Origin of the sequence: Limnospira sp. PMC 1279.21 (genome assembly GCF_032349615.1) — a bacterium.
Taxonomy (GTDB): Bacteria; Cyanobacteriota; Cyanobacteriia; order Cyanobacteriales; family Microcoleaceae; genus Limnospira; species Limnospira fusiformis.
In genome coordinates, this window is record NZ_JARPLU010000159.1 from 1 (window position 1) to 10,580 (window position 10,580).

A 10,580-nucleotide genomic window follows, 5' to 3' on the forward strand; every position below is an offset into this window, starting at 1 on the left:
CAGCTACCTGAAAGGGGGGCACGAAGCCCCTGTGCTTCAGCCGGGGGTGCTGACCAAAATTTAGAGTTGTTATATGATAAGTAAACAGAATCCCACTCATGAATAAAAGGGGGGTTATGTAAAAAAGCGATCGCTCTTATATAAATCTTTGGTAAAGTTTGAACAGACCAGTACCCCAGGGCAGGGAAAAATCAATATCCAATTAGGGCATATCGGCAATCTCAGACTCTCTGGAGTGACACCAACCTTGATCCGCTATATTTTTTGAGGTTTAACCGGACTGAGAGTTAGATTGATTGAAATGGATAATTGGTTGATATATAGATGAAAGTGAACAGCTTGAACCCGGAACAGTCTACTACTGCTATTATCACTTGCCACCCAGTAGCTAACTATTTTAGTGCCTAATATCTCTCTACTCAACTATCTCTATTAATGAGGTAACTAATCATGAAAGTTTTTGTGCATACCCGCACCATTTTTAAAGCCGAACCTCTCCCGGCTAATCAACTACCTACTCATAAAAAAATCGAAGTTCCGGCGGGCGCTAGTTTTATCGGTCGGTTTGAGATTCACCGTCTTCCTTGGCACGAAGATCATCATCATGTTATCCTCGCTTCTAATTTGGGTTCAGGAGAACAAAATCGCAGTTGTAGTTGGTATGTTCCGAAGGTTCATGTTGATATATTTGAATGTCTTGCTAGGGTGAAAACTGAGGGTTTAAATTTGAGAAGATCCCCTAACCCTAATGATAGTAATAACATTATTGAAAAGCTACCATTAGGAGCCTTTGTTGAAATATTTGATGCGACTTATGTTAATCAAAATCTAGGGATATGGTGGTCTGGTCGCCCTTTATGTACCGCAGACCAACAACATTGGTTTTCTAACGCATATTCTGATCCCAAAGTAGGCTGGATGTCCTCAAAACATTTAGACATGACGGAGCTAAAGTATGATTATGATAATAGAGACCAAAGGATAGTTCCTCGTTAAAAATCAGTAATTTTTGATGTCTAATCTGACTACTGCTATTATCACTTACCACCCGGCGGCTAAGTATTTTAGCGCCTAATATCTCTCTACTCAACTATCTCTATTACTGAGGAAATCAATCATGAAAGTTTTTGTGCATACCCGCACCATTTTTAAAGCCGAACCTCTCCCGGCTAATCAACTACCTACTCATAAAAAAATCGAAGTTCCGGCGGGCGCTAGTTTTATCGCTTGGAATAATAGTCGTTATTTGGAAGACGGACATTATCAGATGATTATAGATTCCGATTTGGGTTCAGGAGAACAAAATCGTTCTACTTCCTGGTATATTCCCAAGGTTCATGTTGATGTATTTGAATGTATTGCTAAGGTGAAAACTGAGGGGTTAAATTTGAGAAGATCCCCTAACCCTAACGATAGTAACAACATTATCGAAAAGCTACCATTAGGAGCCTTTGTTGAGATATTTGATGCGACTTATGTTAATAAAAATCTGGGGATATGGTGGTGTGGTCGCGCTTTATGTACCGCAGACAAACAAAATTGGTTTAATGATGCACAAATAGGGTGGATGTCCTACAAACATTTAGACATGACGGATCTGAAGATTCACGATATCTATTAATAGTTAAGAATGATGACTTTTTGATGTTCAATCTGAGTCAATAGTTTATACAGCTTGTTCACCAGTCGCTTAATACATTGCCCTCACCCTAAATCTGGATCCCAAAGAGGGAGAGGGACTTTGAGAGGTGATCAGATTATTTCTGAACAGGCTGTAATGGGGGTTGGGGATGAAAAAGGCGGGGGGTTGATATTGCCAGGAATAACCCACCGCCTTAACCTAGAGTCGGGAAAATCTCAACAATCTACATATCTACTCAGCTTGGTTGGCGATTTGACTCATACCCCAGGAAACTAAGGAGAGGACGATAGAACCCCATAGAGCTGGCCAAAATCCATTAATGGTAAAACCGGGGGTAAATTCTGCGACTAGGCGTAGGGAAATGGCGTTAACGACAAAAAGGAACAAACCTAGGGTTAAGAGGGTTAAGGGTAGGGTGAGGATAGTTAAAATTGGTTTAATAATGGCATTTACCAACCCCATAACGATCGCCCCTACAGCAGCAGCTTGCCAACTCTCCAGATCCAAACCCGGCACTAAATAAGCGGTAATGGACAGCGCAATAGCTGCTAACAGCCAAGTCAAGAAAAAATTAATCATCAATACAGTTTAACCTCGTCTTTGGTTTCCCATTGTAGTGAAAAGGCTGCTTTAGTTCGCTATCCTGGAGATAGATTGTGGTTATTCGAGATATTTTTATGGGACTTTTGGCATTGAAGAGGATGATTGGATCATTAGCGATCGCCTTATGGGTAGGACTAATATTAACTATGGGACCGGGGTTAGCCCTAGCTGAGAACCCGTCCCACCTGTTTTTTAACCACAGCTTGCTGCAAAACCGCGATTTTTCGGGTCAAAAACTACCCGCCGCCGAATTTGCCAACTCCAATCTGGAATATGCTAACTTTGACGAATCCGAATTGCGAGGTTCTGTGTTCAGTCGGGCAATTATGCTGGGGGTGACGATGAGAAAAGCAGACCTCACCTATGCTATGGTGGATCAGGTAGACTTTTCCCAGGCAGACCTAAGCGATTCGATTTTTACGGAAGCCCTGTTTTTGGGGTCTACTTTTGCTGATACCAAAATCACTGGCGCAGACTTTACCGATGCTATTTTTGATCGGGAACAGTTGCGCCAACTCTGTCTGAGGGCAGAAGGTGTCAACTCTAGGACTGGAGTTGATACCCGCTACTCCCTGGGGTGTCGTTAGGCTTCAGCCTTCGGGGTCTAGTTGATAGGAACACCAATCACTCCAACTTCCGGCATACAATTTTCCCTGGGATAAGCCTGCCAATTCCAGGGATAACAAATTGGCGCAGGCTGTGACTCCTGACCCACAGTAAACGATAATTTCCTCAGCTTCCTGATACTCAGTCCACCGCTGCTGTTGTGTAGACTTCACAAAACCTTGATCATCGGTGACTTGTTGCCAGGGTAAATTCACCGCGCCGGGAATATGTCCGGCTATGGGGTCTATGGGTTCATGTTTGCCTAAATAGCGGTCATGGTCACGAGAATCAACTAAAATCACGCCAGGCTGATCCTTGCGCCCTTTCACCTGTTCATAACTTACCACCCAATCCGATCGCAATTTGGGGGTAAACTTAGCAGGTGGTGAACCTGGCAACTCTTCAGATACGGGATAACCCGCCGCCTGCCAACTCTTAAAGCCACCATCGAGTAAACTAATGCGATCGTGACCCATATATCGTAACAGCCACCACAGCCGCCCAGCAAAGGCAAATCGGGCATCATCATAGGCTACGACATGAGTTTCCCCAAATTCAATCCCCATTTTACCCAATTTATCCCCTAGTTCATCGATATTGGGCAAGGGATGACGGCCCCCATGTTTAGTCACTGGTGAAGACAGATCCCGGTTGAGATCCAGATGAAAAGCGCCTAAAATGTGACTCTCTTGATACTGTTGTTGTCCCCAAGCTGGATCAGCCAAGGCAAAACGACAGTCCACAATTTTCACCTGGGGATTATTTAGATTTTCGCGTAACCATTCGGGGGAAACAATCGGTTCAGTATTCACCATTAAAATTCCATCTCCCTGCTATCGGATTAGCGATATTTGCACGGGGTATTATATCATATATTGGCAGTTTTTAGACAAAATTCCCCCGATTTTATCCTCAATCATCACCGATTCCTATAGTCTCGCCCAATCAGTATAATTGACATTGAACTACATCCCCCAGGTAAAAACTTGGAAAATAGACGATTGTTAGATATGATACATATTGTTATCACTAAGTCTGTTGAGAGCGGATGTCAGCACTTATCCTAGTTGGTAGGATGACTAACCCTCTCTGTGCGGACATCTTAATCTTTCGATAACCTTAACCATGGCTACTGTCTCGCCTATAACTATATTTTCGTGGGCTATGGTTCACCCTTTGAACATTACCAAATTGAGATTATGAATGACGATAAATCTTTACTCCCAAAACTCTGGCATTGTTTAGCGATCGCTGACACTGCTGCTGAAGTTGGGGCTAACCTAGAACAAGGTTTAAACTCGGAAGAAGTTGCGAAAAGACAGGAACAATTTGGCTTAAATCGCCTGGAAAGTAAGGGCGGTAAACATCCGATTATCCGATTTTTAGAACAATTCAATCAACCTCTACTTTATATCCTCATTATTGCTGGGGGGATTAAGTTTTTATTAGAAGGATGGCAAAGTGCTAATGGTTGGGTGATTTGGGCGGTAGTGCTGATTAATGCTATAGTTAGCTTTATCCAAGAAACTAAAGCGGAAAATGCGATCGCCGCCCTGTCATCGTCCATAGAAACGGAAGCGACGGTATATAGAAATGGTGAAAAAAACAAGGTTCCTTCATCGGAAATAGTCCCTGGGGATATTGTATTTATAGCTTCTGGCGATAAAGTTCCGGCAGATTTGCGCCTGGTAGAAACCAAGAATTTACAGGTTAATGAATCCGCCCTAACGGGAGAATCGACGGCGGTGGAGAAACACCCAGATACGGTAGAGGCAAATGCCTCTCTGGGAGACCGGAAAAGCATGGGTTATGCTGGCAGTTTTGTGACAGCAGGACAAGGGCGAGGCATAGTTATCGCTACTGGGAAAAACACGGAAACTGGGCGGATTTCCCAGTTAATGGAAAAACAAAATAATCTGATTACTCCCCTAACTCGGAAATTTGATAAATTCAGCCGCCAACTGCTTTATATTATCCTGGGAGTGGCAGCGTTGACGTTGGCGGTAGGGTTAGGATATGGGCAGAGTTTAAACGATGTGTTTGAAGCGACGATCGCCCTAGCAGTTAGTGCAATTCCGGAAGGTTTACCAGCAGTGGTAACAGTCGCCCTAGCTATTGGGGTTTCTCGGATGGCTAACCGCCATGCTATTATTCGGAAACTCCCGGCTGTGGAAACTCTGGGAAGTGCGACGGTTATTTGTTCTGATAAAACGGGAACTTTAACGGAAAATCAAATGACGGTCCAGCAGATTTATGCTGGGGGTGAAAATTACCAGGTTTCGGGTAGTGGTTATACACCAGAGGGGAATATATCCTTAGCAGATGAAGAGATTAACTTAGCATATCACCCTGTCCTTGAAGAATGTTTGCGAGGGGGGATGTTGTGTAATGACTCCCATTTAATTCAGGAAGAAAATACCTGGAAAGTTGTAGGAGACCCGACGGAAGGGGCTTTAATTGTTAGCGCGCGCAAAGTGGGATTTACCCTGGCTGCATTGGAAGCAGAAATGCCTCGCCAAGATGTGATTCCCTTTGAGTCAGAATATCAATATATGGCGACTTTGCATGAATCTAGCGATCGCCAAACATTGGTAATTTATGTTAAGGGTTCGGTGGAAGCTATTGTTTCCCGCTGCGATGAAATGTTAGACTCTGACGGCAGAATCATTCCGGTAGATGCTGCGGAAATTCATAAACAGGCTGAAACTATGGCAGCTTCTGGGTTACGGGTATTAGCGATCGCCAGAAAAATCACCCAGCAAACTACCCTAGACCATGAGGATATTGCACAGGGGTTAGAGTTTCTCGGCTTACAGGGAATGATTGACCCCCCACGCGAAGAAGCAATTAGGGCTGTAGCGGCCTGTAAAAATGCTGGTATTCGGGTCAAAATGATTACGGGAGACCATATCATCACCGCTAGTGCGATCGCCTCCCAAATGCGCCTGAAACGGTCGGGGAGAGTTATTGCTTTCACCGGAGAAGACCTTAGCCAGATGGATCAGCAAGAGTTTATTAACGCGGCTGAAGATGGCGTGGTATTTGCGCGGGTCGCCCCCGAACAAAAATTTCGCCTGGTGGAAGCGTTACAGTCTCGGGGAGATATTGTCGCCATGACGGGGGATGGGGTCAATGATGCGCCGGCGCTTAAACAGGCTGATATTGGTGTGGCTATGGGACAAACGGGAACCGAGGTGGCTAAAGAAGCCTCCGATATGGTTTTGACGGATGATAATTTCGCTTCTATTGAGGCGGCGGTGGAAGAAGGGCGCACGGTTTACCGTAATTTGATTAAGGCGATCGCCTTTATCTTACCTGTCAATGGCGGGGAGTCCATGACTATTGTTATTAGTGTCCTCCTCGACCGATTGTTACCTATTCTCTCCCTACAAGTCTTGTGGTTAAATATGATTAACTCCATCGCTATGACGGTTCCCCTGGCTTTTGAACCTAAGTCTAAACAAGTGATGGAACAACCCCCCCTCTCCCCTAATCGACCTCTGTTAAATAAGCCACTACTCCTGCGAATTCTGTTGATTTCTGTCTTTAACTGGGTGCTGATTTTTGGAATGTTTGAATGGGTGAGGATGACTACCGAAGAAGAAGCGATCGCCCGGACCATGGCAATTCAAGCCCTGGTATTTGGGCGGGTATTCTATCTTATTAGTCTCAGTCAAATTGGCGAAACTCTCTCCTCCAAACTACTGGGGAAAGATACCGAAATCGCCCAAGCGCCAGTAATTTGGATTGGTATTGCTGTTACCATGGTTCTACAGGTCATCTTTAGTCAGGTAGGCTTCATGAATACTTTGTTCAGCACTGCGCCCCTAGACCTGCAACAATGGTTAACCTGTTTCCTGGTAGGTTTACCTATGATTATCGTGGCGGCGATCGCTAACCGCATTGACCCACCCAACCAACTTGCCCAAAATTAACCCTAGATACTAGACATGGGGCAGTAAATAGCTCATAATTAATCATTATTAATTAATTTCCCGCTTACCTTGCTCTGTCCCCTGTTAAGAATCCTATAAATAATATGAATCCTGAATCGACACTAAACTTACTTAAAGCCTCTTTACCTGATGGTAAACTCCCCTCTAGTTTTGGCGTTTACTTTAAAAATACCCTGGTCGCACTCTGTCACGCTTTAGAAGACCATCTTCTACAAACAGGTGAAGCTACCGGAGAAAAACCTCTGGTTTTAGTGACTTTTCAACAAGGAAAATGGTATCTCCAGGAAGCCGATCGCTATTTGCAAATCGCCCAACTTTCCCGCCATGTTGTCATTAGCGCGGTACCTGATAGCGGTTTTGCGGAACATCCCACAGGTCAATTAGATAATGTTTCCTTGATTAATCTGGAACCAGATGATAGCCTAGTAGAGGAGTGGAACCTGTTAATTATAGCACCTGGATATAGGGCGATGGTTCTTTGTCATGAATTATCAGAATCTGAATATTTGGCTAATGCGAAACCTACCATTGACACGGAACGCAAATTTTATGGACTCTGGACTTTTGATAAAGCCCTAGTAGACCAAACTACCGAAATATTAATTAATCGCTTCCGTAACTATAACCCGGAATTAGGCGATCGCCTCTGGGAATCTTATCAAAATATTACTGCTACCCCTAACCCCACATTTCCCGACCTCAGCACCGTAGTTTCTCGGATTGTTACATATTTACAATCATCACAACAAGAATTAATCTCCGTTAATCGCCAAAATAGACAACTCTGGCAATTGGAAGGACAAGCCAAACGAGTTAGCCGGAATTTAAGCGCCAACAAACTGCAAGCCCTATTACGCATGGCGCAACAAGTAGATGAACGCGACTCCTTTAACCCTTGTGCTTCCCTACAAGTCGCCGCCTTATGCGAAACCATAGGTCAGATTTTAGACCTACCAACCGTTAAGCTGCGACGGCTGAAATTAGCAGGTTTATTGCATCGTATTGGTCTGGTATCTGCACCCCCAGAAGTGTTTTTAAAAACTCCCTCGGAAATGGATGAAGCCACCCAAAAATTTTGGCGCGATCGCGCATCTATTAGTGGTAGACTATTGGAAGCTATGCCAGAATTAACAGTAGTGCAACAAGTGGTTAACCACCACTTAGAAAATTGGGATGGTAGCGGAGTTCCTGATGGTCAAAAAGGAAAACAAATCAACATAAAAGCCAGAATATTAGGGCTAGTTAGCTATTTTCAAGAACTAACTCAGCCCAGAGGAAACCGCCCAGCTTTGACCTTAAAAGATGCCCTAAATGAATGTGAAAAATACAGCGGCACTAGATTTGATCCGGCTGTGGTGAACTCCTTAGCCACAGTAATTAGGTTAACTGAAGTGGGTTTAATGCAGTTACCAACTCAGCCGACCCAACTCCCGAATATCTGGCTAGAAGAAATCACTAATCCCGCCTATTCTGAACATCCAGAATCACCCAAAATTACACATTAATAACCTATGATTAATCATCAATCTGCATCCCTAAATATCGAAGACATTAGAAATGGTAGAATCAAAGACCTAGTTAATGCTGATTTATCCGGTCTTGACCTGTCCGGGGCTGATCTGGCTGACGCGGACCTTTCCCAAGCCAAGCTAATGGGGGCGAATTTGTCGGGGGCGAATTTGGCTAGGGCGATCGTTAGGGCTAACCTCCGAGGGGCTAATCTTACCGGGGCTAACCTCATACAGGCAGATTTTCGCAATGCTGACCTGCGGGGTGCTATCTTATTAGATACAGACCCACGAGAGGCTACCTTTGCGGGGGCTTTTCTCACCGGGGCGGTATTTGGTAATCTGGATTTAAGTGGTGTTAGTCTCCAATCGGCTGATTTGCGCGGGGTGAGTCTGTCTCGGGCGATTTTGCAGGGCTGCGACCTGAGAAATGCTAACCTTTCGGGAGTGGACTTTTCCCAAGCTGATTTGGAAGAGGCTAACCTGAGTGGCGCAGTCTTGCGAGGGGCGAATTTGCGAGGGGCTAACCTACTTTGTGCCATTGTCGAAAATACACAATGGGGCGGCGCTTGTCTTGATGAGGCTTGTTTAGATGGTACTCCCTTGGAGTCAATTCGCCAAGGCGATCGCCTTTAACCTCACCAAGATATCACTCAAGGTGCGCTACCTAGCCGATAGTCAAAATATAAGCCTCATGGATGCGAATATTGGGAACAGTCAATCGGACTATTTGATTAGTGACCGTAATTTGCTGCCGTTTGACGATCGCTAAATCCTTAACCACCGCTTCCCCACTGTCTGGAATTCGGGAGATAGTCAAATTTAACGGCTGTCCAGGCTGTCCCAAACCAAGCTGCTGAAGATTTCTGAGAGTCAGCGTAACAGTAGCTTGACGGGCGGAAGGACCTTGCTCAAAATAACCAAATAAGACTTGGGCTTGATTTTGACCATTAGACTGACTCGCCAAACCAATCACTCTGGGGTTATTTCCCTGAGTCCTCACCCTAGTGCTAAAGCCATCAGAATAGGCTTTATAGACCCACCAAACCGCCCTAGGTGCAAAAGGTCCCGGCTGCACCAAACCATCAAGACTTTTGTTAAAACAGTTATTTGGACCCCCCCCTTTCGGCTCCCAACAGGCTTTGGCGGCGGCAGAAGCGCCCCCCTGTTCTGTATAATACAAATAGGCTAAATTTTCGGCGGGTCGATATTGGGCAGTCGGTCCAATGATTTCGTTAACATCCAATCGCTGAATTTTCAGACTGCGATAAGCTGGGTTCTGTCGAAAACTCTGGTTAGCATCTCGGATATGGGGTGCGATCGCATTAATAGTTTGATCATTCAGTTCATGCCAAGATAATGAGTTAACCTCAAGATTATTGTCTCGGCAATAGTTTAAAAAAGCCGTCAAAAAACCCTTATCATACTTAGTAATACTCGGCCCACCAATAATCACATCAGGGCCTAACTCTTCCCGTAAAACCCGATAAGCCCTTTTGTAGGTTTCAAAAAACTGTTGTCTGGTTCCATGCCAAAACGGATCGCGCAAATCGGGTTCATTCCAGATATCCCAGAGCATCTTTTTTCCCTTATGTTCTCTAGCCAAATTCCGAACATGGTTTTCCCAGCGAGTATAGTCATCATAGGGCCACCCCCGTGGTCTTCCATATCCCCAAGTATCACTGAGTAACAACTGAAATGTTGCTCCAAATCCAGTTAAGCGGGGATAAAGGTTGAGGCGAGATGTCCGCCACAGTCTGGGTTGCAGGGGTTCAATTAGATGATCTGGCGGTTCATCTTGTTCAACTCCATACAGAAAACCACTCATAGATTGAACGCCTGGTTGAGTGGTGGCAAAATCAATGGTCAAATCCCCTTGAGTTTGAGCGATCGCCGGAATTATGCTCACCCCAACAAATAGCAATCCTCCTGCTATTGCCAATAACACGGAAAGCCATTTAATTCGCCCAATTCGGCGCAAATTAGTTAATTGTTTAATCATTGGTCAATTCTCAGTTAATCTTGATACAGTCATTTCAGTAATCATACAATAGGCTTTAAAAGTGTCTCTCCTCCCGGTTTACTAATTCCCCTGTGGACTGGGGCGGGTTTATTAATATAGTCGTCGGCAGTTGAGTTGACAACGGAACCCGCCCCTACAATTATTGATTATGAATTATCAATTCAATTGTCTCTCCTCTTCCCCTGTGGACTGGGGCGGGTTTATTAATATAGTCGTCGGCAGTTGAGTTGACAACGGAACCG

General features: G+C 44.7%; 9 protein-coding genes. 6 read left to right on the forward strand and 3 right to left on the reverse strand.

The window, feature by feature from the left end; translation table 11 throughout:
• The first annotated feature begins 450 nt into the window (after window positions 1-450).
• Window positions 451-996, forward strand: coding sequence for a hypothetical protein (locus tag P5683_RS19385; protein WP_008054049.1), 546 nt, complete (start codon window positions 451-453; stop codon window positions 994-996).
• Window positions 997-1,117: 121 nt separating this feature from the next.
• Complete coding sequence (locus tag P5683_RS19390; protein WP_006623638.1) at window positions 1,118-1,621, forward strand: hypothetical protein; 504 nt, start codon at window positions 1,118-1,120, stop codon at window positions 1,619-1,621.
• A gap of 252 nt (window positions 1,622-1,873) precedes the next feature.
• Here P5683_RS19390 and P5683_RS19395 read toward each other — a convergent pair whose 3' ends face one another.
• Window positions 1,874-2,221: a phage holin family protein gene (locus P5683_RS19395; RefSeq protein ID WP_315640965.1), complete on the reverse strand. Its 348-nt coding sequence runs from the start codon at window positions 2,219-2,221 to the stop codon at window positions 1,874-1,876.
• 77 nt (window positions 2,222-2,298) lie between these two features.
• Between P5683_RS19395 and P5683_RS19400 the strand changes: the two genes are divergently transcribed.
• Complete coding sequence (locus P5683_RS19400) at window positions 2,299-2,832, forward strand: pentapeptide repeat-containing protein (protein WP_006623635.1); 534 nt, start codon at window positions 2,299-2,301, stop codon at window positions 2,830-2,832.
• Window positions 2,833-2,835: 3 nt separating this feature from the next.
• Here the strand turns inward: P5683_RS19400 and P5683_RS19405 are convergent, their stop codons facing one another.
• The gene (locus P5683_RS19405) at window positions 2,836-3,666 is read right to left on the reverse strand and encodes a sulfurtransferase (RefSeq protein WP_006623634.1); all 831 of its coding nucleotides are present in this window, start codon (window positions 3,664-3,666) and stop codon (window positions 2,836-2,838) included.
• Between the two features lie 384 nt (window positions 3,667-4,050).
• On the opposite strand from P5683_RS19405, the gene P5683_RS19410 reads away from it, so the two are divergent.
• The 3 genes from P5683_RS19410 (at window position 4,051) to P5683_RS19420 (ending at window position 8,951) form a co-directional block, all read left to right on the forward strand.
• Window positions 4,051-6,786, forward strand: a complete 2,736-nt coding sequence (locus P5683_RS19410) for a cation-transporting P-type ATPase (RefSeq protein ID WP_048895246.1) — start codon at window positions 4,051-4,053, stop codon at window positions 6,784-6,786.
• 104 nt (window positions 6,787-6,890) lie between these two features.
• On the forward strand, window positions 6,891-8,312 hold the full coding sequence (locus P5683_RS19415) for an HD domain-containing phosphohydrolase (RefSeq protein ID WP_006669485.1): 1,422 nt from the start codon (window positions 6,891-6,893) through the stop codon (window positions 8,310-8,312).
• 6 nt (window positions 8,313-8,318) lie between these two features.
• Window positions 8,319-8,951: a pentapeptide repeat-containing protein gene (locus P5683_RS19420; protein ID WP_006623631.1), complete on the forward strand. Its 633-nt coding sequence runs from the start codon at window positions 8,319-8,321 to the stop codon at window positions 8,949-8,951.
• 31 nt (window positions 8,952-8,982) lie between these two features.
• Here the strand turns inward: P5683_RS19420 and P5683_RS19425 are convergent, their stop codons facing one another.
• Window positions 8,983-10,317, reverse strand: coding sequence for a GH39 family glycosyl hydrolase (locus P5683_RS19425; protein WP_006669486.1), 1,335 nt, complete (start codon window positions 10,315-10,317; stop codon window positions 8,983-8,985).
• Window positions 10,318-10,580: the final 263 nt, after the last annotated feature.

Coding starts and splice junctions, on each gene's coding strand:
- P5683_RS19385 (WP_008054049.1), top strand. CDS start 451: ATGAAAGTTTTTGTGCATACCCGCACCATTTTTAAAGCCGAACCTCTC.
- P5683_RS19390 (WP_006623638.1), top strand. CDS start 1,118: ATGAAAGTTTTTGTGCATACCCGCACCATTTTTAAAGCCGAACCTCTC.
- P5683_RS19395 (WP_315640965.1), bottom strand. CDS start 2,221: ATGATTAATTTTTTCTTGACTTGGCTGTTAGCAGCTATTGCGCTGTCC.
- P5683_RS19405 (WP_006623634.1), bottom strand. CDS start 3,666: ATGGTGAATACTGAACCGATTGTTTCCCCCGAATGGTTACGCGAAAAT.
- P5683_RS19410 (WP_048895246.1), top strand. CDS start 4,051: ATGAATGACGATAAATCTTTACTCCCAAAACTCTGGCATTGTTTAGCG.
- P5683_RS19415 (WP_006669485.1), top strand. CDS start 6,891: ATGAATCCTGAATCGACACTAAACTTACTTAAAGCCTCTTTACCTGAT.
- P5683_RS19420 (WP_006623631.1), top strand. CDS start 8,319: ATGATTAATCATCAATCTGCATCCCTAAATATCGAAGACATTAGAAAT.
- P5683_RS19425 (WP_006669486.1), bottom strand. CDS start 10,317: ATGATTAAACAATTAACTAATTTGCGCCGAATTGGGCGAATTAAATGG.